Source organism: Paenibacillus sp. SAF-068 (assembly GCF_051967555.1).
Classification (GTDB): Bacteria; Bacillota; Bacilli; order Paenibacillales; family Paenibacillaceae; genus Paenibacillus.
Genome location: NZ_JBQCJX010000001.1, coordinates 1,413,014 through 1,439,149, shown reverse-complemented (window position 1 = coordinate 1,439,149; position 26,136 = coordinate 1,413,014). Strand labels below are relative to the sequence as shown.

General features: G+C 44.6%; 30 protein-coding genes. All 30 read right to left on the bottom strand.

From position 1 onward, the window contains the following. Positions 1–74: 74 nt before the first annotated feature. Entirely contained in the window at positions 75–773 is a 699-nt protein-coding gene (gene rpsB / locus ACTHPG_RS06415) for a 30S ribosomal protein S2 (protein ID WP_024630243.1), read from the bottom strand. A gap of 296 nt (positions 774–1,069) precedes the next feature. Beyond that, the gene (locus ACTHPG_RS06410) at positions 1,070–1,696 is read right to left on the bottom strand and encodes a hypothetical protein (protein ID WP_440388283.1); all 627 of its coding nucleotides are present in this window, start codon (positions 1,694–1,696) and stop codon (positions 1,070–1,072) included. Positions 1,697–1,699: 3 nt separating this feature from the next. Further along, on the bottom strand, positions 1,700–2,284 hold the full coding sequence (locus ACTHPG_RS06405; protein WP_440388282.1) for a hypothetical protein: 585 nt from the start codon (positions 2,282–2,284) through the stop codon (positions 1,700–1,702). Between the two features lie 65 nt (positions 2,285–2,349). Next, a complete protein-coding gene (locus ACTHPG_RS06400) occupies positions 2,350–2,664 on the bottom strand; it encodes a hypothetical protein (protein WP_440388281.1) in 315 nt (104 codons plus the stop codon). 52 nt (positions 2,665–2,716) lie between these two features. Then, entirely contained in the window at positions 2,717–4,126 is a 1,410-nt protein-coding gene (locus ACTHPG_RS06395) for a DUF342 domain-containing protein (protein WP_440388280.1), read from the bottom strand. 62 nt (positions 4,127–4,188) lie between these two features. Further along, on the bottom strand, positions 4,189–4,977 hold the full coding sequence (locus tag ACTHPG_RS06390) for a FliA/WhiG family RNA polymerase sigma factor (RefSeq protein WP_253433820.1): 789 nt from the start codon (positions 4,975–4,977) through the stop codon (positions 4,189–4,191). 15 nt (positions 4,978–4,992) lie between these two features. Continuing rightward, positions 4,993–5,436 carry a hypothetical protein gene (locus ACTHPG_RS06385; RefSeq protein WP_339241611.1) on the bottom strand — a complete coding sequence of 148 codons (444 nt, stop codon included), beginning with the start codon at positions 5,434–5,436 and terminating at the stop codon, positions 4,993–4,995. 4 nt (positions 5,437–5,440) lie between these two features. Then, entirely contained in the window at positions 5,441–5,938 is a 498-nt protein-coding gene (locus ACTHPG_RS06380; protein WP_017689162.1) for a chemotaxis protein CheD, read from the bottom strand. Further along, on the bottom strand, positions 5,931–6,551 hold the full coding sequence (locus ACTHPG_RS06375; RefSeq protein ID WP_440390152.1) for a chemotaxis protein CheC: 621 nt from the start codon (positions 6,549–6,551) through the stop codon (positions 5,931–5,933). Before ACTHPG_RS06375 ends, ACTHPG_RS06380 begins: the two co-directional genes overlap by 8 nt. 10 nt (positions 6,552–6,561) lie before the next feature. After that, entirely contained in the window at positions 6,562–7,023 is a 462-nt protein-coding gene (locus tag ACTHPG_RS06370) for a chemotaxis protein CheW (RefSeq protein ID WP_145318865.1), read from the bottom strand. Between the two features lie 41 nt (positions 7,024–7,064). Beyond that, positions 7,065–9,134 carry a chemotaxis protein CheW gene (locus tag ACTHPG_RS06365; protein WP_440388279.1) on the bottom strand — a complete coding sequence of 690 codons (2,070 nt, stop codon included), beginning with the start codon at positions 9,132–9,134 and terminating at the stop codon, positions 7,065–7,067. A 32-nt stretch (positions 9,135–9,166) separates the two neighbouring features. Continuing rightward, a complete protein-coding gene (locus ACTHPG_RS06360; RefSeq protein WP_440388278.1) occupies positions 9,167–10,609 on the bottom strand; it encodes a protein-glutamate methylesterase/protein-glutamine glutaminase in 1,443 nt (480 codons plus the stop codon). 32 nt (positions 10,610–10,641) lie between these two features. Then, positions 10,642–11,529, bottom strand: coding sequence for a MinD/ParA family protein (locus tag ACTHPG_RS06355; RefSeq protein WP_440388277.1), 888 nt, complete (start codon positions 11,527–11,529; stop codon positions 10,642–10,644). After that, positions 11,526–12,878 carry a flagellar biosynthesis protein FlhF gene (gene flhF / locus ACTHPG_RS06350; RefSeq protein WP_440388276.1) on the bottom strand — a complete coding sequence of 451 codons (1,353 nt, stop codon included), beginning with the start codon at positions 12,876–12,878 and terminating at the stop codon, positions 11,526–11,528. The genes ACTHPG_RS06355 and flhF overlap by 4 nt, the downstream gene beginning before the upstream one ends. Next, positions 12,875–14,908, bottom strand: a complete 2,034-nt coding sequence (gene flhA / locus ACTHPG_RS06345; protein WP_440388275.1) for a flagellar biosynthesis protein FlhA — start codon at positions 14,906–14,908, stop codon at positions 12,875–12,877. The genes flhF and flhA overlap by 4 nt, the downstream gene beginning before the upstream one ends. A gap of 25 nt (positions 14,909–14,933) precedes the next feature. Then, positions 14,934–16,016, bottom strand: a complete 1,083-nt coding sequence (flhB, locus tag ACTHPG_RS06340) for a flagellar biosynthesis protein FlhB (RefSeq protein WP_440388274.1) — start codon at positions 16,014–16,016, stop codon at positions 14,934–14,936. A 23-nt stretch (positions 16,017–16,039) separates the two neighbouring features. Next, on the bottom strand, positions 16,040–16,828 hold the full coding sequence (gene fliR, locus ACTHPG_RS06335) for a flagellar biosynthetic protein FliR (RefSeq protein ID WP_440388273.1): 789 nt from the start codon (positions 16,826–16,828) through the stop codon (positions 16,040–16,042). A 10-nt stretch (positions 16,829–16,838) separates the two neighbouring features. After that, positions 16,839–17,108, bottom strand: coding sequence for a flagellar biosynthesis protein FliQ (gene fliQ, locus ACTHPG_RS06330; protein WP_047842485.1), 270 nt, complete (start codon positions 17,106–17,108; stop codon positions 16,839–16,841). Between the two features lie 25 nt (positions 17,109–17,133). Continuing rightward, entirely contained in the window at positions 17,134–17,889 is a 756-nt protein-coding gene (gene fliP, locus ACTHPG_RS06325) for a flagellar type III secretion system pore protein FliP (RefSeq protein WP_278295723.1), read from the bottom strand. Further along, complete coding sequence (locus ACTHPG_RS06320) at positions 17,886–18,422, bottom strand: flagellar biosynthetic protein FliO (protein ID WP_278299274.1); 537 nt, start codon at positions 18,420–18,422, stop codon at positions 17,886–17,888. Before ACTHPG_RS06320 ends, fliP begins: the two co-directional genes overlap by 4 nt. A gap of 11 nt (positions 18,423–18,433) precedes the next feature. Next, positions 18,434–18,799 (bottom strand): response regulator, encoded by a 366-nt coding sequence (locus ACTHPG_RS06315; RefSeq protein ID WP_017689175.1) that lies wholly within the window; start codon positions 18,797–18,799, stop codon positions 18,434–18,436. A gap of 28 nt (positions 18,800–18,827) precedes the next feature. Then, positions 18,828–20,102 (bottom strand): flagellar motor switch phosphatase FliY, encoded by a 1,275-nt coding sequence (gene fliY / locus ACTHPG_RS06310; protein ID WP_440388272.1) that lies wholly within the window; start codon positions 20,100–20,102, stop codon positions 18,828–18,830. Continuing rightward, positions 20,092–21,090 (bottom strand): flagellar motor switch protein FliM, encoded by a 999-nt coding sequence (gene fliM, locus ACTHPG_RS06305; RefSeq protein ID WP_253433786.1) that lies wholly within the window; start codon positions 21,088–21,090, stop codon positions 20,092–20,094. The genes fliY and fliM overlap by 11 nt, the downstream gene beginning before the upstream one ends. A gap of 39 nt (positions 21,091–21,129) precedes the next feature. Beyond that, positions 21,130–21,591, bottom strand: coding sequence for a flagellar basal body-associated FliL family protein (locus ACTHPG_RS06300; protein ID WP_440388271.1), 462 nt, complete (start codon positions 21,589–21,591; stop codon positions 21,130–21,132). Further along, a complete protein-coding gene (locus ACTHPG_RS06295; RefSeq protein WP_017689179.1) occupies positions 21,591–21,812 on the bottom strand; it encodes a flagellar FlbD family protein in 222 nt (73 codons plus the stop codon). Before ACTHPG_RS06295 ends, ACTHPG_RS06300 begins: the two co-directional genes overlap by 1 nt. A gap of 68 nt (positions 21,813–21,880) precedes the next feature. Next, positions 21,881–22,696 (bottom strand): flagellar basal body rod protein FlgG, encoded by an 816-nt coding sequence (flgG, locus tag ACTHPG_RS06290; RefSeq protein ID WP_440388270.1) that lies wholly within the window; start codon positions 22,694–22,696, stop codon positions 21,881–21,883. Positions 22,697–22,777: 81 nt separating this feature from the next. Continuing rightward, entirely contained in the window at positions 22,778–23,107 is a 330-nt protein-coding gene (locus tag ACTHPG_RS06285; protein WP_440390150.1) for a TIGR02530 family flagellar biosynthesis protein, read from the bottom strand. A 50-nt stretch (positions 23,108–23,157) separates the two neighbouring features. After that, positions 23,158–23,715: a flagellar hook capping FlgD N-terminal domain-containing protein gene (locus ACTHPG_RS06280; protein WP_440388269.1), complete on the bottom strand. Its 558-nt coding sequence runs from the start codon at positions 23,713–23,715 to the stop codon at positions 23,158–23,160. Between the two features lie 19 nt (positions 23,716–23,734). Further along, the gene (locus tag ACTHPG_RS06275) at positions 23,735–25,123 is read right to left on the bottom strand and encodes a flagellar hook-length control protein FliK (RefSeq protein ID WP_440388268.1); all 1,389 of its coding nucleotides are present in this window, start codon (positions 25,121–25,123) and stop codon (positions 23,735–23,737) included. 41 nt (positions 25,124–25,164) lie between these two features. Further along, the gene (locus ACTHPG_RS06270; protein WP_440390148.1) at positions 25,165–26,106 is read right to left on the bottom strand and encodes a MotE family protein; all 942 of its coding nucleotides are present in this window, start codon (positions 26,104–26,106) and stop codon (positions 25,165–25,167) included. Positions 26,107–26,136 lie beyond the last annotated feature (30 nt).

Genomic DNA, 26,136 nt, shown 5'->3' with positions numbered 1-26,136 from the left:
AAAAAAGGGCAGTGAGAGGTTATCCACCTGCCAACCACCCTTTTCATTTAGTTTATAACATATGTTCGAATCTATTAAGCGGAAGTCTCTTCGCCTTGATTAGCTTCGATTACAGCATCAGCCATTTTACCTGTCAGCAATTTAACAGCGCGAATCGCGTCGTCATTACCTGGGATAACATAATCGATCTCATCCGGATCGCAGTTAGTATCAACGATACCAACGATTGGGATACCCAATTTGCGAGCTTCCGCAACAGCGATACGCTCTTTGCGTGGATCGATAATGAACAGGGCGCTTGGCAGGCCTTTCATATTTTTAATACCGCCCAAGAATTTCTCCAGACGATCTTTTTCTTTGCGAAGCAAAATTACTTCTTTTTTAGGCAATACAGCGAATGTACCGTCTTCTTCCCAAGCTTCCAACTGTTTCAAACGATCAATACGTTTTTGAATAGTTGAGAAGTTAGTCAGGGTACCGCCCAACCAACGTTGGTTGATGTAAAATTGACCAGCGCGTTCAGCTTCTTCTTTAACGGAATCTTGAGCTTGTTTCTTAGTACCCACGAAAAGAATTGTACCATTCTCTCCTGCGATTCCTTTAACGAAGTTGTAAGCCTCTTCGACTTTTTTCACCGTCTTTTGCAAGTCGATGATATAAATTCCGTTTCTTTCAGTGAAGATATAACGATCCATTTTTGGGTTCCAACGACGAGTCTGGTGACCGAAGTGTACCCCTGCTTCAAGAAGCTGTTTCATGGAGATTACTGCCATCTTCACACACCTCCTAATATGGTTTTTATTGTGTCCTCCGCCGGCATCATTTTTCGCCAAGACTCTCCATAAGGAAAGCACCCTCAACAAAATTAGCACATGCGTGTGTTTTAACACCGTTATCTAATATAGCACATCTGGATATCTGATGCAACAGTCTTTAAAGCTAAAATCTACTTTTTACTTTTTGCTAGAATCGAAGCATTTTAACTTGATATGTAATTCTAACGTTAATTATGATCAAGCCTTGAGAATGCCCCGTTTAATTCGAAAAGAACCGCCCTGTCCGAGCATGCTCAGTTTGACGGTTCTTTCGTAATTTTTGCGATAATGGAATTGAAACTTTCGCCTTTTTCAAGCGCATAAGTACCCACTTGGATTTTGGTATTGATTTTCTCGGCTTTGCCAGCTTTTATGAAAGCTTGAGCATCATCTACAATTCCTGCATTTTTTAGATTTGCAGCGACAATTGACAGACTATTGCCCGAGCGTACTTTGAATGATACTGTTGCGCCTTTCGGATTGTTCGGCGTTACAGGATCTGTTGTCTTTGGCTCAGTTATCTCTTTCTGCCCCTCAACTTCACTTGTAGCAGGTTCTTGCGGCTTCTCAGGCTCTGCAGGTGTCTCCGTAGAGGTTACTGTCTCAGGAGGTGTTGCTGAATTCCCCTGCAACTCACTGCTCTCCTGTTTTTTCTTCGTCACCCACTCTGCTTCTGTGTATAATTCCTCTTCAGAACCGACCAATTTCATATCCAGGCTTTTCGCAGCTGTTTCAAGCTGTTCTTTGGTCATATTCGTAGGCTGCTCGGGGTCCAGATTGCTATCCGATAATGCATTTTGTCCGACTGTGGCCAGTTGAAGCAAAACTGCACCTACAATCATGCCGCTCCCGAGACCAATCCATAAGGATCGCTTGTCCATGACTTAGCTTTCCTCCCGTTCCGCCAGTTGCAGTATTAACTGTACCTCACCACGCTGTATGCCTGTCTGCTTGGATATGGCATCCATCGACTTCCCCTCAGCATATAGATTAAAGAGTTCTGCATATCGATCCTTAATCGATTCACGTTGTGGCAAAGATTCAACTTTGCTGATCTGTAGATCTGCTTCTAACGCCTGCTGAGCTGCCTCTGCTTGTACACTTTTCACAAGTGCTTGTGCTTGCAAACCTTCGGAAGTTTGTACGGGTACATTCGCTGAGTGTGGCACAGGTGATGCGACAGGTTCGTTTTTTTTGCTCTGTTCCAGCTGGTCCAACCGCTGCTGTAATTCCTGAAGTTGCAATTGCATACGCTGATCGGCTGCTGTCGCTTCTCCCTTCATCTCAGCCACACGTTGAATAAGAGCATCATTATCATTTTCGATCTCGGTCATGTAGTGTTCAAGCGTAGATTCCATCTCCTGCACCAGTTGATGCACAGGTTCTTGCGCCTTGTTTTTTCGAGGCATAATATAAGCGTAGGCGATGGCGCAGGCCCCTAATATGACAATAATGATCCATGGTGACAAATTAAGTTCTCTCCTTCTGATTCAACCATCGGTGCGCAAGACAGTATGTCCATAACAACCATCTATCATAAAGACAGATCTATGTGTTTTCCTTTGTACGGGTGCTCTGCAGGTTTGACAGTTTCTTGAGCCTGAGCATTCTCCTGTCCAGCGGAACCACTCTGCTGATTGCCATCATTGGTATGACCATCGCGCACCGAAGTCTGTGAAGTTTCGTCCATTGCTTCACTTCGTTGCCTTGCTTCATTTGCTTCTTTCGACGTTTGCTCTGCCAAAAGATTCTGATCCGTAATCGGTCGCTGCTGGGCTTCACTTTGATAACGACCTGCTTCACTTGTTCGTGGTACCGCAATCTGCAACTCCACTGCTTTGAAACTCATACGCTCACCTCACGGTTTCGAATGGATTTCTTCTTGTGCTTGAATGCTGTACTTAAACGTATGGAACCATCGTAATATCGCCATCATGATAATAAAATGAAATTCGACTCACTGGATCTTTAATAAATTTCGTGTATCTGCCGATAACTATTTTAGAGCCTCCATAAATCATCTTCAGAATATCAACACGAGCATTACTTGTATCTTCAAGTGCCTTTTCAATTTCAAAAATACGCATTTTCGTTTCTTCACTTATACGAAGAGCAGATTTCTGCGTAGCACTTAACTTGATTCGCATCGACATCTTATCAGGACTTAACTGTCCAGCGGCAGCTAACTGATCTAACAATGTCAAAGCCTTTTTCGTTTTGTCCAAGGAATCCATCTGTTCTCTGACTTCCTTACGCAAGTCATTAAGTTCATTGCGCAACTTGGGTAACACACCCACTTCAATGGAAGTCACCGTGGACATGCTATTGCCTACAACACGCGCTGAGACGTTCTGACCAGCCTGAATCGAGCCACCAACGATAAGACCTTTGGTTCCCGCACAGATGACACCATGGCCAGCACGAATATTGGAATGCATAATACTTTGGGAAACCAGAACATCTTCACCAGCATCCACGTTGCCCTCTTGAATAAACGTACATTTAACATTATGGCCTGCTTGTACAAGACCTTTGTTATAACCAATAATACCACCGGTAATTTCGATTGAGCCGCCTGCTTCCAGTTCCGCTCCTTCGACACCACCGACGACACGAATGTCACCTGCTGCTTTTACTTTAAATCCGGTAAGTACATTACCTCGTATGACAACCGTGCCTACAAAGTCGATATTACCGTTATTGTAATCAACGTCACCATTGACTTCATAAACCGGAAACACATTAAGTTTGTTACCGTCGGTTTTGGTAACCAGCCCATCCAGTGCAGCATACATCGCAGAACCATCCGGATTAATGACAACGTTTTTCCCAACTTTAAACCGGGCTTCTTTACCGGGACGATAAGGAATTTCTTCACCCGTTACTGCCCTGCCTGGTATGCCCTCGCTAGGAGCGATTCGCTCTGCAATGATCTGACCACTACGGACATTGTTTAAACGGGTCACTTCTTTGTAATCGACGGTTCCATCTTCCGTTTCGAGCGGTCGCCGTTCGTTCGTATCATCCATCCCAACCAGAATCTTGATGAATCCATCGGTTCCCTGAATAGGAGCAATACCCTCGGCAATCTTATATTTTTCTTTTAAATAGGTTTCAGGGTTGCTCACAAACAGTAGTAATGCCTCTCGCATTACCCCTTGTTTAATTCCCTTGTTCGCCACAAATTGTTCAAGTTCATCGATCGTGCAGGCAAAGCCTTCTTCCTCTTTGGAAAATTCAAGGTAGGCTGTGCATTTGTCGTCCGATAAAACAATGTTTAAACATTGTTCCAAAGCAGTCCGCTGTGTCACTGCAGTTCTTCCCCCTTTTAGACTTTCCACTCCCCAAACTCCAATGATATTACTTTTCTCTATTAATCTTTACGCATCAACAGATCTTTCTGTTTGTCCAACGTGCCGCGTAGTCGTAATATTGCCTTGGAATGTAATTGGGATATGCGAGACGGAGAAAGAGACATGACCTCCGCAATTTCACTAAGAGAAAGATCTTCGTAATACAAGAGCGAAACAACCGTTCTCTCTTTTACCGTCAACTTGTCAAGTCCCTGCACCAAAGCTTCCTTCAAATAAAACTCATTCACTTTATAATCCGGATTCTTGGCTTTCTCATCCACCATCAACGACAGACGAGTCTCAGACTCTTCTTCACGAATGGGATCTTCCAGTGAACAAAGTGACATGACTGCCACTTCCTGAAGCATATGTTGAAAATCTTTGGTAGACACGTCCAGATACTGACTCATTTCCTCATCACTAACAGACCTAAGATAGCTTTGTTCCAGCTGTTGGTAGGCGTCTTCGATTCGCTTGGCCTTCTCCCGAACAGAACGCGGAACCCAATCACCTTGACGCAGACCGTCAAGAATGGCTCCGCGGACCCTCCATGATGCATATGTTTCAAATTGCAAACCACGTTCATAATCGAATTTCTCCAATGCATCAATTAGCCCCATAACGCCATTGCTCTCCAAGTCATCCTTGGGAACGTTTTTGGGCAAACCAACAGCCAGCCGACCGGATACATAGTTAACAATATGAAGATACTTTTCAATTAAAGTTTTCTTGGCTTCAAGATCTCCATGTTCTTTCCACTTTTCCCACAGATCAGAATGGTTCAAATGTGAAGCTTTACGCTCGTTCAATTGCTTTCACCCTCCTTATTTGTCTGTCAGGTGACGAACGGCCTGCGCCAATTCCTCCGGATCCTTGGTCCGGACAAGTTTAGGCGGATCCAAAGGGGCGAATCCCGTTGGAGCTTTCGTCTCAGATGGCGGAAGATCATCCCCAGATGAAGCGTTCTGTCCACTCTTGAGCAGATCATTCAGCTCTTGTCCATCGTCTTCGATTTTAATGTCCACCTGTGAACCTCTTTGATCTTGAGCATTTGGTGAATCATAACCATATCCATTTCCCTCGACCTGAGGGTTCAGCAGCAATCCCAATCCCCAGCGTAAACCGTATGCAAGGACAAACCAGGCTACGAATCCGATCAATCCGCGAATTAAACTGGTCATCAACACATTGCTGCTGTATGCTACAAAAAAAGTAATAATAAACCCAACGATGCCTGCTCCAAGATTAATGCGGTAGTTTCCTATCATAGTCTTATAGTTCCTTTACACCCATTTGTACGCTTCGAATAGTCAAAAGTCCAGTTTCACAATCCATCTCAATCGTTCGTCCATAATTTCCACCCGTATCTTCTGCAAGAAGAGGGATATTGAGTTTTTGAAGCCACTCTCGACAGGAATCTGCATTACGTGGCCCAATGCGCATCGTATCTCCAGCCCCAGCAAAGGCAAACATCTGAGAGCCTCCGGCCATTTTAGACACAATACGTGAGTGAGAAGCGCCTAGTTTTATCATCTTTTCCAAAAGCTCAGGCAACGCCGTATCCGCATATTTCGCAGTGTTCAGTTTCCCCTCGCGGGCGATCTCTGAAGTAGGAAGCATGACATGCGCCATTCCAGCCAGCTTCAAATGTGGGTCGTACATTGTTAAGCCCACACACGAACCCAAGCCAGTCGTACGGATTACACCAGGAAGATGAGCGATGTTTAAATCCGCCATACCGACTTTAACGACGCTTTTGTCCTCAATCATGGCTCAGTGGCACCCCTAGCGATTCAAATATCTTTGCAAAGGATGGTGGGTCCGGAATGAGGAAAAACTGACCCTCCACCTGATCTTCACCTTCAAAGAAAGATGTGTCAATCAACAATGCAGCATCACCCATCTCACCAAACTGCAACAAACCATAACTTAGAATGGCACCCGCCATGTCAATGGCAAGTCCAGGAACGGTTGGATACATGGACAACTTCGTGAAATCTGCCAAAGAAGAGAGGTAGGATCCAGCCAAAATATTTCCGATCTCGGAAAGCGCTGATTGCTCCATATCTGTAAAATCGAGTCCTTCTTTCAGATCAAAGCCGGCAAGTCTATTCAACAACATTTTAGCAGCCTCTGGTGTCATCATAAAGAAAAGATTTCCCGGTGCTTCCCCTTCTACACGAAGAAACACGGTAACTACGATACGTTCATCACCGCCCACTTTTTCGGCAACTTCTTCAAAAGGCAGCATTTGTACTTTAGGTACACCCATGTCAATCGGTCTGTTGAGGAGTTGAGACAACGCCGTTGCGGCGTTGCCTGCTCCAATGTTACCGACCTCTTTGAGCACATCCATCTGGAATACCTCAAATCGGTTGAACATTTCCACGGTACTAGCCCTCAACACTTTCCAGCTGTACAATCTCGCTTTTATTTAATACTTCGTTCAAGTTAAGCATAATCAGCAAGCGTGAGTCCTCCAATTTAGCAACACCTCGCAGGTATCTCGCTTTGACGCCGCCAACCACTTCTGGTGGGCTATCGATCGCACTGCTCTTGATATCAATAACATCATTGGCCGAATCCACGATAAAGCCAACTTGCATGTCGTCTACACCTACGATAACAATACGAGTCTGATCCGTGTATTCCGATTCCGGCAGGGAGAAACGACCGCGTAGATCAATGACCGGAATGACAACACCGCGTAGATTAATAACTCCTTTTACAAAAGAAAGTGTCTTGGGAACACGGGTAATTGGCATCATGCGCTCAATCGTCTGAACCTTGTCTACCTCAATACCATACTCTTCGGAACCCAATTTAAAGACGATGACTTTCAACTCTTCTTCCATGTAAAAAACCTCCCTATTAAATGTAAGACTTAGCTCTATGCTTATTTAATAAATGCATTAGGATCAAGAATCAGGGCTACTTGTCCATCTCCGAGAATGGTTGCTCCAGAGATTCCTTCAATAGCAGGAAGATAGGTTCCCATTGATTTGAGAACAATCTCACTCTGTCCAATGAATTCCTCAACAGCTACAGCTGCAAGACGGTCACCTTTGCGAATCACGACAATTTCTGTTTCCTGCTCATCAGCGTCATTGAAATCCGGTACGGAGAACACTTCGCTTAAGGACAAGTATGGAATTAATGACTCACGGAATGTGATCATTTTATTACCGTGAATATTGCGAACCTGCTCACGCTGTACAATAGCTGTCTCTACAATGGAGGACAATGGAACAGCGTATTTCTCTGAACCAAGTCGTACAAGCATTGCTGCTATAATGGAAAGAGTCAACGGAAGCTGAACAGAGAAATTCGTGCCTTTGCCTGGAGTCGAATGAATCGTTACATTACCGCCAAGCGATGTGATCTTCGACTTTACTACGTCCAAACCAACGCCTCGGCCAGAAATGTCCGAGATAATATCCGCAGTACTAAAACCAGGTGCGAACAACAGTTGATTTACTTCATCGTCACTCATCTTGGCACCTTGTTCTTCAGTAACAACTCCACGCTTGATCGCGGTTTTCAAAAGCTTGTCGCGATAGATACCTTTTCCATCATCTTCAATCTCGATAAATACGTGATTTCCACTGTGGAAAGCGCGCAGATTGACTGTACCCATCTCTGGTTTGCCTGCAGCTACACGCTCTGCAATGGATTCCACACCGTGGTCAACGGCGTTACGAAGCAAATGCACTAGCGGGTCACCAATCTCATCAATTACCGTACGATCCAGTTCCGTTTCAGCACCTGTAATGACCAAATCGATTTTCTTATCAAGTGTCTTAGCCAGATCACGGATCATGCGCGGGAATCGATTAAATACGGTATCCACTGGAACCATCCGCAATTTCAATACAATGTTTTGCAAATCTGTGCTAACTCTGCTTAAATGTGCTACCGTATCGGATAAATCATTGTTGCCTGTCTCACTGGCGAGTTGCTCCAGACGTGAACGGTCAATCAACAATTCACTGAACAGGTTCATCAATACATCGAGACGTTCAATATCCACACGAATGGTACGTGAAGGTGCAGCAGCTTGTTTCGGCGCAGCTGTTTTGGCTGGTGCCGTTTTGGATTCTTCTGTAGGTGCAGAATTATTATCGGATGAAGCAACCTCCGTTACAGCTGTTGGTGCTTCTGGCGCTTCAACTGTAGCTGCTACCTGATTGGCCATCTGCTGAAGAGTCTCTTGATCCAGTTGAATGAGCTTTGCACTTTCAATTTCAGAGATACTCATGATACCTTCTTCCAGTTCGTGCGCCTCTTTAGTTGTTATGTAATACAACGAGAAACTGCGCTCAAACTTCTCCTGCTCAATATCCTGAACGGACGGGTAAGCTTTAACGACTTCGCCTGAACGTTCCAGCATATCAAAGACCATATAAGCACGTACACCTTTTAACTGGCTATGCTCGCTAACAAGTACATCCACATAAAACACGCGGTGGCCTTCAGCAATGGACTGATCCAGCACCGAATACTGGAATTCATCCAGCTCCACAGCCGAAGCAATTGAGGCGTTAGCCGGTTTGTTTTCAGTTGCAGGAACAGCTTGGCTTGTCATTTCACCATTTTCAATTGCCTGAAGTGAAGCAACGATGGATGACACATCCGCTTTACCTTGTCCACCTTCAGTAATATCCTGAACCATGGTTTCCAAAGCATCCAGACTCTTAAACATGGTATCAAAAATGTAATCCTGCATTTTTAACTTCTCATTACGAACCAGATCCAGCACATTTTCCATTTTATGTGTCAATGATGCCAAATCTTCAAAGCCCATGGTTGCTGCCATACCCTTTAAGGTATGAGCAGAACGGAATATAACCTGAACTATGCCCAGATCTTCCGGATTGCCTTCAAGTTGAAGCATGTTTTCGTTAAGCGATTGCAGATGATCATTAGACTCATCAATAAACATGGATAAATATTGGTTCATGTCCATTGTGAGGCACCTCCTCCGTGAGTTACACTCCGTTATTTCACTGCTTGAACAAGTTTAGACGCAATCTCCTGTAGTGGCAGAAGATGACGAACGCATTGCAGCTCTACAGCAGAACGCGGCATACCATATACAACACATGTTTCTTCATTCTCGGCAAAGGTTGATGTAACTCCAGCTTCGTATAATCTCTTCATCATACGTGCTCCATCACTTCCCATTCCCGTCAGTAAAACAAGATGCCTTTGTAAAGATGTAAACGGCAGAAGCGACTCAAACATCGTATCCACTGAAGGTCTATGTCCATTCACAGGTTGGTCTTCAGTCAGCTTCACGACATACTTCCCGTCTGCTGTTTTGTTAACTTTCACATGGAATCCGCCTGGTGCTATATAAGCAGTCCCTTTTTTCAGAACCATGCCCTCTTCAGCTTCAACTACATGCAGTGAACTGAACGTATTCAGTCGTTGAGCCAGAGAACGTGTGAAATTGGGCGGCATATGCTGCACAATAATGACAGGTGCAGGCAAATCAGCAGGCAACTGCTCGAGCAATGTCTTGAGAGCCCTCGGTCCACCTGTAGAGCAACCTATTGCCACAAGCTTGTTGAATGTTCCTTCCGGCCCCATTGCACCTTTGGGCACAGGATTAGGCTTGATTACATCCTTGGCTTTTGCAGAGGCAGAGGCTGCTGCTATTTGATCAGCTGCCACTCTAGATGCATTAGGTAGCTGAACCGCCTTCGGAGTCTGCACTGGATTAGCTGACTTCACTACTCTTTCTGCATTTGACACCGAATTACGCTCCACCTTCGGCAAAGGCTTAGGTTTATTCTCTACTCGGCCTGGTTTCGAAGGTGATAATGGTTCAATTGGTTTCTTGGATTTGGCCTGAAAGACTTCAGTCGGTTCTCGAAGAGAACGTGGACTCGTCTTGGGTGGCTCAATTGGTTTTCTCACAGGCTCTACTCGATCTCTGCCTGGCATTTCTTTCTGCACTGACTGCGTTGGGGGAGCGACTGCTCCTCGCAACATGTCTAAATTTTTTAAAGACAAATCGCGATCAGCTTTTCGTTTGATCTCATTCATCGCAGCACGCATGCGCTCCACCAAGGCTTTACCGACTTGAGCAATATCTTGGTCATGTGAAATGGATGGTTTGCGAATGAAGTCAAATGCCCCAGCTTCAAGTGCCATAATGGTTTCTTTCATGCCTTGCTCATTGATACCAGAGAGCATAATCACAGGAACGAAGGATTCCTTCATAATTGATTTTAATGCGTCCAACCCATTCATTTCGGGCATCTCAACATCCATCGTAATAATATCGGGTTTCAATTCTAGTGATTTTTGAATCGCTTCTCTACCGTTTGATGCCGTTGCCGTGACCTTGAATTCCGGATCCGCTTGGATCAAATCCGTAACAATCTTACGCATAAAAGCGGAATCATCGACAACCAATACTTGATACACCGCCATGTTGTGTCACCCCTGTTTCCTTTATTCAGAAATCATGTTGTCCGTTTAAGCCACTTATTCATAAATCCCCTGATTCCTGTCAAGGTTCCGGATCCCGGAGTTGCAGGTACAGCCAAATAGCGAAGAGCAAGTTTCTCTATATCTTTGGAGGCTTTGGCATTGGGATAAGCCAGACTATAAGGCATTTGTCTTTTAACCGCCTTGACTACCTGGGCGTCTTCTGAGATATACCCAAGCAGCGGAATATCCGTCTGCAAAAACCGCCTTGCCACTCCAGCTATTTTTTCTGCTACCCGTTCCGCTTCTCGTTCGTCCTCCACCCGGTTAACGATCATCCGAAAGGGCGTAGCATTTTCCTGGCCGTGCATAACTTTGACTAAAGCATAAGCATCGGTTATTGAAGTCGGTTCAGGTGTGGTTATAATCAGGCATTCATCGGCAGCACCGATGAACTTCATATTCTCCCTGGAGAGTCCTGCCCCAGTGTCAAAGATGACATAATCCATTTCCTGGGCAATATCCTCCACTTGACTGGCGAAGAACTCCAGATCACGATCAGACAATGAGAACAACTCTTTCATGCCTGATCCTCCAGCAATGTAAGGCAAGCCGCTGGCACCCAGTTGAATGATCTCCCTTATAGATTTTTGTCGGTACAAAAGGTGGTAAAGATTATAGGAAGAAGAAGTACCCATAAGAACGTCAATATTTGCCATTCCAATATCGGCATCAAACACAAGTACCTTTTGCCCCAAAGCCTGCAATGCCAAGGCAAAGTTCAGAGTAAAATTGGATTTCCCAACACCACCCTTACCACTGGCCACTGTAATGATTTTCGAGGATCGAATATCTCGCTCAATGCCTTCCAATTTCATTGGGTTGGAGACCATACTTCGAAGTGCAGCTGCCTGATCCTTCATTGTGACCCTTCTCCCAGCAACTGTTTAGACAACGATTCTGCATCCGGCTTCAACAAATCGTCCGGAACATTTTGTCCATTGGCCACATAGGCGAGCTTGAGTGGAAAACGGTGTAACAAGTTAAATAGTGGACCGCAGCTCCCCGTCTCATCCATTTTGGTGAAAACCACCTTATCCAGTCCATATTTACTGAAATGCTCCGTGATCTGAACCATATCAGCACTTTTGGAAGTCATGCTCATGACCAGAAAGGTTTCGCTGTTCTCTACAGGAGCAAGCAAACTTTGCAGTTCCGAAACAAGTAATTCATTTCTGTAGTTTCTGCCCGCTGTATCCATAAAGATCAAGTCACAATTCTCTAATCGAGAAATGGCACGTTGTGTATCACCAGGTGATTGAACCACCTCAAGTGGAACATTCAGTATAGATGCATATGTTCTTAGCTGCTCCACCGCCGAGATCCGATACGTATCTGATGTAATGAATCCGACTTTACGCTGCTTTTTGAACATTTGTTCAGCAGCCAATTTTGCAATTGTTGTCGTTTTCCCTACACCGGTTGGTCCAGCAACATATACGATTCGAGTGGTAGGAAGAATTCCTTCTTCAATACGTTGATCCAAAAAGTGCGTGACCTCAAGCTTCACCAATTGTTCTACATCCTGTTCTTTCAATCCATCCTCAGAAAATTCTGCTTGAATTGAATCGAACCAGGATTCCCATACTTCAGGCCAAACATCTTGTTCTGTCAAACGCTCTCGGATCGGTTGCAGTTCCTCTGGTACAGGATCCGCAGAAGTACCTTGCCTTGAAAGCTTGGTCACCATCTGTTTAAGATCCTGCAATTCATTCATCAACTTATCCTGTTGCAGGTCTGTACCTATTGGTTCCGCGCCAGATGTTGAACCCGAAAAATCCGCCCCTTGCGGTCGCGGTTTATGATTCGTGCTCGGAAAACCTGAGCCGCTGTCTATGTCTGAACTGATATTACGCGATTCAAACACTGACGGCGCGGCCGCAGGTTGTTCCTGTACACTTTGATCAGCTGTATTCGTTGTCGCCGACTCATCAGAAGCCGCAACAAACGAACGAGCCGTTTGCCGATAAGCCTCAGGTACAGAAGCACGAGGTACAGGTGTAAATTGATTTTGTACGGGCTTTGTCGATTGCTTGCTTTCTTCCTTATCCACGGCAGCTACAACTTCGATCCTTTTTTTGCGGAACATCCCCATCACACCGCCCACCTTAATCTCTTTGGTGGACAGAATGACGGCATCACTTCCCAGGTCTTTGCGAATTTGAAGCATAGCTTCGGGCATGGTCTCAACAACGTATTGTTTTACTCTCATAAGTTCACCACCCCGATACTTTGAATTTCAACATTCGGCTCCAACTCGCTGTAGGAAAGCACAGGAATGTCCTGCATGGTACGTTCAATAACCTGACGCAGATACATCCGAATGGTTGGAGAAGTTAATACAACAGGTTGTTGACCTGATTGAATCAAACGATTCACTTGTTCACTCAGCTTCTGATATACACTTTGTGTAGAAACAGGGTCTAGCGCAAGATAGCTGCCTTGATCCGATTGTTGCACACTTTCAGCAATTTTCTTCTCAAGACCAGGTCCAACGGTGATCACTCGAAGTGTCTCACCTTTCTGTGAGAACTGCTGAGTAATCTGACGTGAGAGCGATTGTCTGACGTACTCAGTTAGCACATCAGGGTCCTTCGTATACGTACCATAGTCAGCCAGTGTCTCGAAGATGGTAACCATATCCCGAATAGATATTTTCTCACGCAATAACTTGGCAAGTACTTTCTGCACATCACCAATGGAAAGTAGAGAAGGGATCAATTCATCCACAAGGGCAGAATAGTTCTCTCTGAGATTATCCACAAGTGCTTTCGTCTCTTGTCTTCCAAGTAATTCATGCGCATGCTTCTTAATCAATTCCGTCAGATGTGTAGCCACAACGGAAGGCGGGTCCACGACCGTATATCCTGCAAGTTCCGCTCTGTCTTTGGTTACTTCATCAATCCATAATGCCGGAAGGCCAAAAGCAGGCTCTGTCGTTTCAATACCTGTCACGGACTCCTCATCATAACCTGGACTCATAGCAAGGTAGTGATTCAATAACAGTTCTCCACCGCCTACCACGTTACCCTTGATTTTGATCACATACTCATTGGGTCTGAGCTGGATGTTATCTCGAATCCGTATGACCGGAACGACCAACCCCAGTTCAAGAGCACATTGCCTCCGAATCATAATGATCCGATCCAACAAATCCCCCCCCTGCTGATTATCAGCAAGCGGGATTAAACCATAACCAAATTCAAACTCGATAGGGTCAACCTGAAGCAGGTTAATTACACTTTCAGGACTTCTGACCTCTTCAATCTGCTGTTCTTCTTCCAACTGTTCTTCTGCTTCCTGTTTGAGATTCAGATTATTCTGCATGCGCCATGCGGCAAATGCCAATACACCTGCCAACGGAAGTGTAGTAATAACATGAATAGGTGTGAAGAAACCGAGCATGGCAATAACGAAAGCTACGATATAAATAAGTATTGGATATGTAAACAGTTGCCCCGTAATATCATCAGCCAAGTTTCCTTCGGATGACGCTCTGGTGACGATAAGTCCTGCTGCTGTGGAAATGAGCAGAGCAGGGATTTGGCTTACCAATCCATCTCCAATTGTCAATACAGAATACGTTGACATTGCATCTGCGAAAGCCATACCATGTACAGTCATACCGATAATAAATCCACCAATGAGATTGATCAGGAGGATGATAATACTTGCAATTGCGTCACCTTTTACGAATTTACTTGCTCCATCCATCGCTCCATAGAAATCGGCTTCACGTTCAATTTTGGAACGACGCTCACGAGCTTGTTGCTCGTTAATCAGACCTGCATTCAGATCCGCATCAATACTCATTTGTTTACCTGGCATCGCATCAAGGGTAAATCGGGCAGCAACTTCTGCTACACGTTCAGACCCCTTGGTAATAACGATGAATTGAACGACAACCAGGATCAAGAACACAATAAATCCAATTGCAATTTGCCCTCCGGCAATCCAGCTACCAAAGGTAGCAACTACAGCTCCGGCATCCGCTTCACCAAGAATTAGCTTGGTTGTCGAAATATTCAGTGCCAGCCGAAATAGTGTAGTGATCAGCAGTAAAGCTGGAAAAATAGAGAACTGCAACGCTTCTTTGCTGTTCATGGCAACTAGGAGTATCATTAGTGCAATTGAAATATTGACGACCAGTAACAAGTCCAACAGCCAGGTCGGGATCGGGAGAATCATCATCAACACAATGCCAATGATACCCGCAAGGACAGCAATATCTTTAGTCTTCAATGAATGTACGGCCTCCGATCCCCTTTTATTTCGTTCTGCCCTTTAGTTTATATACATAAGCCAGCACTTCGGCTACCGCTTGAAACAAATCGGCCGGTATGGCGTCACCAATCTCGGCTCTCTGGAACAATGCCCGTGCTAACGGCTTGTTTTCCATCGTAATAACACCGTTCTCTTTGGCAATTTCCTTAATACGCAAGGCGACATAATCCTGACCTTTGGCAATAATCTGCGGTGCCTCCATCTCGGAACCTTCATACTTTAGCGCAACCGCAAAGTGAGTCGGGTTCGTGATGATTACATCCGCATTCGGCACTTCCTGCATCATACGCTGCATTGCCATACGACGCTGACGTTCCCGGATTTTACCTTTGATCAGCGGATCACCTTCCATTTTCTTGTACTCGTCCTTGATGTCTTGCTTGGACATTCGAATATTCTTCTCATAATCATACTTCTGGTACATGTAATCAAATATAGCAAGTACCAACAGAGCTACCGCAATCTTGACTCCAAGACTTAAAGTAATTGAAGCAGCAAAATGTAAAATGGCATCCATTGAATAATGAGAAAGCGATGCTATATCGGACTGGTAACTTGTTATTGTGCTATACACAAGGTAGCCGATGATCGTCATCTTCAAAATGGATTTAGCAAATTCGACTAAAGAACGAAGAGAAAAAATATTTTTGAATCCCTTGATCGGATTCAACTTCTCCAGTTTCGGCTTTAAACCTTCACCTACAAGTAGAAAACCTACCTGCATGTAGTTAACGATCAGAGCAACTAATGCTACACCGAGCAGCACAGGAGCAAGTAATAACATCACTTCTATACCGTATCGCATCATGAGCGACATTACATTTTCGTCCGTGACTTCCATGCTCAACCGATTGATGAAGATATCCGTAAAGAGTCGAACCGTACGCTCCTTGTAAAAATCACTAAAAACCATCATGATTAAAAAGGTGAACAGGAGAATTGAAGCACCCGATATCTCCATGCTTTTGACAACCTGTCCCTTTTTACGCGTATCCTGTCTCTTTTTCGGGGTAGCTTTCTCTGTCTTTTCCCCTGAAAACAACTGGAGGTCGAGTTGAAGTTTCATTCGAATCTTGTCCTCCGTTTCACTCATCCCGGCCTTTGCCCAATGGTCCCAAGCAATTTTTCCATGGATCTGAACATTACTTCGAACAATTGACTAAATACAAAGGCGAAGCTGGGAACCAGCAAAAGCAAAATAGCAAGCCCGACGAGTACTTTAAGCGGCATTCCGACAGCAAACACATTAAATTGAGGAGCCGTTTTTGCCAAAAATCCTAATCCTACATCGGTCAAAAACAAAGCAACTACCATCGGTGCAGCCATCTGAAAAGCAAGCATAAATGATTCACCTAACGTACGAATCAGAAATTCAGCAATACTTCCATCGGCCAGCCTTAAGAAAAATACATTTGACAACGGGATCCATCGATAACTGTATACGAGGGCATCCAGCAGATAATGATGTCCATTCATGGTAAGGAATAAAAGTACTGCAAATGCATATTTGAAATTACCTGTAAGCGGTGCTGAAGCACCTGTCATCGGATCATATACGTTCGCAATACCAAAACCAATTTGTATATCAATAAAAGCACCTGCTGTCTGTACAGCCGTCATCAGAAGATACGCAACAAATCCCAAAAGCAAACCAACCAAAATCTCTCTGATGATGAGCAAAATATAACTCAGATCTGTGGGTACCGTCTGGTTTATGCCATATATCATATATACAGTCAATGTGACAAAAGCAGACAGTCCAATTTTGATTGAAGCTGGTACATTTCGAGCCGAAAAAATCGGCGCAGTTACAAAAAATGATGTGATTCGACAAAACATAAGCAGAGCGACAGGGAAACTTTGCAATAATGTCTCCATCTGCTAAAGCCTACCCTATGTATCTGTATAGATTATCGAGAATGTTGAACGTAAAATCGACCAATATATTCAAGATCCAGGGTCCAAACAAAAGTACCGCCAGAAGTACGGCCACAATTTTGGGCACAAAAGCTAATGTTTGTTCCTGAATTTGAGTTGTCGCTTGAAAAATACTGATTGCAAGTCCTACAACCAGAGCTAGTATAAGCATGGGTGCACTGGCCAGCAATGACGTGTATACCGCTTTCCCGGCCAGACCGATAATAAATTCCGAAGTCATGACCGTCCTCCTTTAACTTTCCGGATCAAGTGTTAAAACTCAGTAACAGTGACTTGACAACCAGATACCACCCGTCCACAAGGACAAAGAGCAGTATTTTGAAAGGTAATGAGATCATAACCGGCGGAAGCATCATCATCCCCATTGCCATGAGAGTACTCGCAACAACAATGTCTATAACCAGAAACGGAATAAAAATCATGAACCCCATCTGGAATGCTGTCTTCAACTCACTGATTACATATGCCGGTACCATCACAGTAATTGGAATATCCTGGTATGTTTTTGGCTGTTCAGTCTGATTATATTTCATAAATAGCAAAAGGTCTTTTTCTCTGGTGTGGGTAAACATAAATTTCTTTATGGGATCTGCTGCTTTTTCCAGCGCCTCGGTTTGTGTAAGTTCTCCCTGGAGATAGGGCTGAAGCGCTACCTGATTAATGGAAGACAACGTCGGCGACATAATGAAAAGTGTCAGAAATAGCGCCAAACCGACCAGCACCTGATTGGGTGGCATTTGTTGTGTACCCAAAGATGTACGTACAAAGCCGAGCACAATCACAATCCGAGTAAAACTGGTCATAAGTACAAGCATTGCTGGTGCAATACTAAGCACCGTAATTAACAGAATGATGGACAGCGAACTCGTGCTTGGTGTCCCACCGTCACCATTTCCAATCTGAATATCAATATTCGGAATGGGTTCGGCAAAGGCAACCGTTACAGATGCCAGACTGATAAGTCCTAATAAACAACACGCTAACCAAATCTTTTTCTTCATGAATCCCTCGACCGATCTGTAGTATTGTCTTTATCCAGGAGCTTTTCCATCTTCTCTTTACGGTTAGGCATCTGCCGCAGTTTGGATTCAAACATTTCGTGAAAAGAAGTTGTGTCCTCTAGTTCCATTTCCCGCGGCGGTTCATCTTTACGGAAGCGTTTTGCGAGCTTGGCAATGAGAGGCGAGAAACTTCCTTGTTGTGCAGCAGCATCTCGTTCGAAGGAATCTATGATTCTTTGCGCCTCTTCCAAATCTGAAACCTTATCTACCAACTGGATGTCTTCACCTACACCAAGCAGATATACACTTCCACCAATTTCTATAATTTGCAGCGACTTGTTTTGTCCCAGTCCGACTCCGCCCAGAATACGAATAGTGCCATTCCGGAACCATTGCTGATTCCGTTTGTTTAAGAACCGAATTAGATAGACAATAAGGACCAGGATGACGGCCAGGACAACAATCACCCATACAAGCTGTAAATAATAATTGGTTCCCGCGCCAGCTCCTCCTGGTATATCACCCTGAGCCATCATCATGTTTCTTAAACGCCCAGTGTCTTGCTAATCGCTTCGATAACGCGGTCAGATTGGAACGGTTTAACGATAAAGTCTTTGGCACCAGCTTGAATAGCATCGATTACCATCGCTTGTTGACCCATTGCAGAGCACATAATCACTTTTGCATTAGCATCAATCTTCTTGATTTCTTTCAAAGCTGCAATGCCATCCATCTCAGGCATCGTAATATCCATTGTGATCAGATCCGGACGAAGCTCTTTAAATTTCTCAATTGCTTGTGAACCATCCTGTGCCTCACCAACAACCTCATATCCATTTTTGGACAAAATGTCCCGGATCATCATTCTCATAAATGCAGCGTCGTCTACGACTAAAATTCGGTTTGCCATCTTGATTCAAGTCCTCCCTAAATTGTGCTTATTGTAATTTCTGAATTCGGTCCCATTGGCTAACGATATCTATAACACGAACACCAAAGTTTTCGTCAATTACGACAACTTCTCCCTTGGCGATCAGTTTGTTATTCACCAAAATATCGACAGGTTCCCCGGCTAACTTATCCAGTTCGACAATCGAACCCTGTGACAGTTCCAAAATATCTTTAATTTGCTTCTGGGTCCTTCCTAATTCTACGGTGACTTTAAGGGGAATGTCCATCAATAAATTCAAATTGTTTTCGTCTACCTGGCCAAACGCCCCATTTTGCAAATTGGCGAATTGAACTGGTTGCACGTTAACATTCCTGTTTGGCATTCCACCGTAATGTTGAGGTGCACCATAAGGTTGCTGCGGTGGCATGCCATACGGCTGCTGTGGCGGCATTCCTTGCGGCATCCCCATTGGAGCCTGTCCATATCCATTATAGTCCTGAGCAGGCTGCTGAGGAGCCTGTGGGGGCTGCTGGTGCTGAACCGGCGGCTGCTCAGCCACTGGTGGTGGCGTTGCTGCTACTGGTGCTGGTGCAGGTTCAGGTGTTGCTGCCACTGGTGCGCTGGCAGTTGACTCTTGAGCGCCTCCAATCAGCATGTCTACCATGTTCTTGGCAAAATGCACTGGAAGCAACTGCATCAGATTGGAATCGATCAGATCCCCGATTAACAGACGAAATGAAACCTGGATGAGAGTCTCATCTTCTGGTAGATTGCTTACACCTTCACCACTCTCCAAATTGAGAATATCAATTCCCGGAGGAGAAATATTCACAAAGCGGTTGAAAATCGTAGACATGGAAGTAGCAGATGACCCCATCATTTGGTTCATCGCTTCCTGTACCGCACTAATATGGATTTCATTCAGTTCTTCATCGACCGGATTTCCTTCGCCACCCAGCATCAAATCAGCGATGACTTGAGCATCTCTCTTCTTGATAACAAGTGAGTTAATGCCTTCAAATCCATCCACGTAATTCACATGAACGGCAACATGCGGCTTGGGAAAAGCTTCTTCAAACTGCGTTCGACTTATAATAGAAACTTTAGGTGTTGTAATATCTACTTTGAGTCCCAATAGCGTGGATAAGGCTGTTGCCGCGCTACCAAATGTAATGTTACCAATCTCCCCCAAGGCATCCTGTTCCAGCTCGGTCAAAAAATCATCAACCGTCTTTTCAGCGGGTTCCGAGCTGTTTATCGATTCCGATTGCCTGAGCAGAGCATCGATTTCTTCTTGGGATAAATAATCCTTACTCGTCAAATTCTTCAACTCCTTCGGTGACAATCTCGTCTATTTGCACAGCCACACGGTCCTTGATTGTCCCCGGACTGCCCATGTATTTCAGTTTGTCACCCACTTTAATGGAAAGTCCCTCATCAACGGGTTTGTTCAACGTAATGACATCACCAACGGACAGACCCAAAAATTCTGCAATTGAAATTCTGGATTCTCCCAATTCCGCGACGATGGGTAACTTGGCTTTGTTCACACGCTCTCTTAGAGCATCATATTCTTCCGGGGCTCTCGTTTTCTTCTCCGAAACAAACCACTGATGAGTGGACAACCGTGACATAATAGGTTCAAGAACGACATGCGGTATACATAGATTGATCATGCCTGTCGTGTCACCAATTTTGGTACTGAGCGAGATCAGAGCAATCGTTTCGTTGGGAGATACAATCTGCATAAATTGCGGATTGGTCTCTAACGCTTCCATCCTTGGGGAAATATCCAACACGGTCTTCCATGCTTCCTGCAAACTTTCAAATGCACGGCTGAATATTCGCTCCATGATGGTCGTTTCAATCTCCGTCATCGATGCAATCTTGGTTGGAGCACTCCCGGTTCCACCAAGCAGGCGATCCAACATCGCATATCCCACGTTCGGATGGACTTCCATCACCATTCGTCCCTGTAGTGGTTCCGCTTCAAAAATGTTCAATATCGTCATCTTAGGAATAGAACGGATAAACTCATCATAAGGCAACTGTTCGACCTGAACGACATTGATTTGAACGAACGTCCGCAGTTGGGCTGAAAAATAAGTGGTGAGAAAGCGTGCAAAGTTTTCGTGTATACGAGTCAAGCTTCTGATATGGTCTTTGGAAAAACGCACTGCCCGCTTAAAATCGTACGATCTGATTTTCTTCTGAGTTTCTTCCTTCTTCAATTCTTCTGCGTCCATTTCACCAGAAGAAAGGGCTGCTAATAGGGCGTCAATCTCATTTTGTGATAATACATCCACCATGTTCTCACCCCCTTACAGGTCTACAGCGTGTTCTGTTCATTACATTGGCGCCATCACAAAAGCTGAAAAACTGGTGCTGCTCAACTTACCTTCAGGTAAAGCTTCATTAATTAGTCCGGTCAATCTCTCATTAAATTGTACTCGGCCCTTCGCTGTTGCCAATTCCTCAGACTTTGTATCCGCGAACGTCTGAATGATAATAGGCTTCACTGTAATTTCTTTAATTTTCTCAAAATCTTCTTTGGCTGTTTTGTCTGACAACTTGAATGAGAAGCTGACAACTACAACATGATCTGTATCAGCCAAATTGGTTTTAATTTCTCCAAGCTCAGAGGAAACTTCTACAATCTCATCCGCAGTCATCTTCTTGGCTTCTGAAGCTGCAGCCGTATGTGTGTCGTTCTTATTCCCGTTCTGTCCTTGCATAAATACAAACACAACCACCACAATGAGTGTTATTGCCAGCAACATGGTTGCAAGCCAGGGCATCATTTTTTTCATCAGGATTCCTCCGTTTGCTGCACTTTAATAGTGGCTGCCTGAACCCCGATTTCACGGTTGTAATCTTTAATCTTGGAAATAACATCAGCGGCTTTTTCAAGCACAATGAGTCTCTTTCCAGTTACCAGAGTAATATACGTATCCGGCGTCTCTTCCACAATTTCAACCATCAGCGCATTTAACCACATGGGAGAACCATTTAACCGCGTAACCGAAATCATGCTAAGCCCCCTCGATCAGAGTGGGAGGAGCAAGCTCCCCCACGTTTTAAATATTCATTAATCAGCTATTAACGCTTCAGGTTAACAACTTCCTGAAGTATTTCATCCGACGTTGTAATGATTCGGGAGTTGGCCTGGAATCCACGCTGAGCTACGATCATCTCCGTAAATTCACCGGTCAGATCCACATTAGACATTTCGAGCTGCCCAGCAATGATTGCTCCCGTTCCGTCCTCAGCACTGTTCGCTGTCAATGGTTCCAGTGCGCCTTCCGGATTCGCGTTTGCTGTCATACGGTACAAGTTGCCCCCAATTTTCTCAAGACCTTCTGGATTGACAACTTTACCTATTCCAATCTGTGGACCCGCTTCGATCGTTCCGTCTGCCATGGTCTGGTTAATGGTTCCATCCTGACCAATCGTAAAAGAAACGACATCGTCTGGAATGGTAATGTTTCCGCCACCGTTATCCAGAACAAACAATCCATCCGAAGTCAAAAGGTTACGTGCAGCATCCACATGAAAATCCCCCGCACGAGTCAGGTAAGGTACTTCCTGATCTTCACTCAAACGTACCAAGAAGAATCCATCTCCATTAATCCGAAGATCTGTTGGATTATTCGTTGTCATTGGGCTACCTGCCAGATGCAGCGTATCAATTGAACCTACGGATACACCAAGACCGATTTGTTTCGCATTGACACCACCAGATGCATCTCCAGGGGCAGTTACCCCTGCCGTCGTTTGGCTCATAATATCTTTGAACATCACCCGACTGCCCTTGAAGCCAACCGTGTTTACGTTCGCAATATTGTTACCAATTACGTCGAGTTTGGTTTGAAAACCCCGCATCCCGGAAACGCCTGAGTACATTGATTTCAACATTTTTAAAAATCCTCCCAGTCTTCATTTGGTTACCGCATCAGTCGGTCAGCGGTATTCCGGCTCCCGAGAAGGGCCAGCCGGTCAAGAAATGATTACGGCACTATCAATCTGAGTGAACACATTATCCTTCATGCTCTCACTATCCATAGCTGTAACCACCGTACGATTTTTGACATTGACGATAAAAGCCATATCCTGCATTAAAATCAATGACTCTTTGGCTCCTTTGGCAGCTGCTTTGTCCAAAGCCGAACCAATTTGCTCCATTTGTTCGGTCTTGAGTTCAATACCACGCTGTTCCAAACGTTTTGCAGCATGATTGCTCAATTTCAGAAGATTATCTTCCAGTACCTTTGCAAAAGGTTTTTCGGGAACAGCCGATGATTCTCCCGTTTTGGGTCTTTGAAGCATATTGGGTTTAATTGAGCCTGCATATAATTGTCCAACCGTTATGCGATCACTCATATCGTTTTCCCGCTATCTTCCGTATCACCCGTTCCAGCGGAAGATTCAGCTTCCTGGCTCTGGTTCGTTTCAGGGGCTACGTCCTGAACGTTCTGTACCGGAGTTTGACTCTCTTCAGCCTGTTTTGGATAATTCACCTGAATGATCTCATCAAGCTTAATCTCGTCGTTACCCACTTTTGCGTATTGAACACTATCTCTTACAATGATGGAATCCACAATACCCTGACGAAGAGTTCCATTGTCGTCTTTATTAGAAGAAAGCCAACTTACCTCCATGCCAATCATGCCGGATACAGCACCAAGTGACTGGTTCAATGTTTTAAGCTGTGTAGAAATGTTGACCAGTTGTTCCACGGAGCTGAACTGTGCCATTTGAGCGATAAATTCCTTATCCTCCATCGGTTGCATAGGATCTTGGTTTTGCAGTTGGGTAATCAAGATTTTTAGAAACTGGTCTTTACCTAATTCTTTTGTTGCAGCACTTGTGGTTGCTTTATTAGCTGCTGAATAGTTCGGCCAGGTATTGTTCGTTGAAACAATTTCATTAGCCATTTGCTCACCTCATTCCTGTTTAAGCCTTCGCACTAAACGTATCTCTCTGTAATTCATTTCCTTCGACTTGCTCGCTACGCCAGTTACGCAATTCTTCTTGAATTCCTGCTGTAGCTATAGCATCATCCGATTGTTCCTCTCGCTCACGTGAACGGCGCTGTTGCTGAGAGTTACTTCCCGGCTGACGACCTCCGTCCTGATACATCTGTGATCCGATTGAACTGTTCTGGGTAACCTCAAGTCGTTCCACTTGAATTCCCTGGGCTTGAAGTGAAGAACGCAGCTGCATCATTTGTTGTTCTAGCATGTCTTTGGCCATCGTATGCTCAGTCATAAACCGTGCCACCAATTGACCATTCTGTAAGGTAATTTGAACGTCCAACTTCCCTAAATGCTCAGGACGAAGTGAGATGGTCGCCTCGGAAAATCCCTTTTGCTGTACAATATCCAGCTTATTGACAACAAACTGTGTCATTTCTTTGGCAAATTGTGATGTTTGCATTACAGGTTCAGCCGGTTTTCCCGCTGTTGTACCTGATGAACGCAAGGACAGCTCTCCCGCAGTAATGATGGTGGAATGTTCCACTTCACCACCTGCTTTTGAAGCAGATGTGGTTTCCGTCTCATCTTTCACCTGGATTCCAGAATTCGCCCCTGCCGCAACAAGAACCTGTGGTATGACAGAATCCTGTTTGGATGTCTGAAGTGAAGTCGTTGGAGCGACTTGTACAGCCTGTTCCTTAACCGCAGTCAATGTATCCAGTATGGATTTTAATTCCGTCCATCCATTGTTACGGGTCGTATCCACTCCAGCCTCTTGAAGCTGACTCTGCAGAGATTGTAGCAGATGCTTGAATTCAGGAGCATTCTTCGCAACAGTACTTTCAGGTTCATTCATCGCAGCTACTAATTGTGTAAGCATATCTTGCAGAACAAACCGTACTGCTGCCGGATGCTGCGACAGTTCAATTGCAGGTACTACACTCGCGCTTTTTGGTCCATCCGAAGACTCGTTGGAACCTTCTGCGTTAGTACCAGAAGCATCATTTAGTTGTGCATACAACTGTTGAATCAGAGTCTGCAAGCCTGCGAGTAGAGTTGGATCATTTTCCAAAGCTTCGTCAAGCGAATCCAAGTCCGTGAACAATGAATTCAGCACATCCGTGATTGATGTCTCTTCCCCTTCTTCACTTGTAGCAAAAGAAAAGACCAACGGATTGGCAGTTAGGCTTCCAGCAGCGCTTGAACTATCCCCTTCTGTGTTTCCACCTGATAACGATTGTGCAAGAGTTTGGAGAAATTCACCGCTAGTACCTGCAGCTGAACCTTTCGATTGTGTTCCAGTCGTCTGACCTGTTCCCGTTGCTTTTGCAGATGCTGTGGATGCCATTTGATATACAATCGACATTTATTTTCACCTCCTCTCAATAAAGTTCAGTGTAATCCGTTTTACTTGTTGCCCATCAATCTGTTCAAAATTTTTGCAGTTTCAACCGAGTTCTCTGAAGACATGTTCTCAAGCAATTGAGAGCGTGTTGCATCATCTACCGAATTCAGAATGGTCAGTGTTTTGTCAGGACTTAACTTGTATGTTTCCAACAATAACTTGGCGCCGCTTGAAGCGGACATCGAAGCAAATGTTTGACTAAGCTGGTTTTTATCCAGATTTTTGCTTGTCGTTGTGGATGCAGTTGAAGTTGCTGCGGTTTCTTTCTTCAATCTGGATTGCAATGCATCCAATGCCAGATCCCCGGATGGTTTGGCATCCTTCATCATCATGGTGACATCAGCTGCTGTTTTCGGGTCCATCTTTTCAAGCACCTTGGTCCGAGCAGATGATTGCATGGCATTCAATAACAACACCATTTCCTCATTCGTCATATTTTGCAAGATCGGTGCAGCTTTGCTCGGGCTCATGTCAGCATACATTTTAGCCAAATCTTTGATTTGCTTTTGATAATCGGATTCCGTTTCCGGCGTTGCTGCAGCAGCCGTTTCAGCCGCTTTTTCCGCATCATCCAACTTCTTCTGAAGTTCCGTGGCCTTCTTCGCTTCGGTTGTTGTTGCTTCCTGTGCTGCCTTAAGCTCAGTTTCTTTGGCAGTTACCTGGGACTTCAACTTTTCGATTGTGGCTTCAGCACTTTCAACCTGCTGCTCACTCTTCTCCAGCTTCTCTTTCTCCGGATCCAGTACAGGATCAGGTACCCATTCCTTCACTACCGGTATCTTGTTGGCGAATTCAAACAAATTATTACGAATATCTACATTAAATAGCGTAAGTAATACACCTAGCAATACTACGGTGAATACAATCGGGATTGAGATCATGAGAAATTTTTCCCAACCGCCTCCCGACTCTTTTTCCATGTCGCTATCATCTTTAACAGCCATCATTCATTCCTCCTTCACGAGACAACTTCG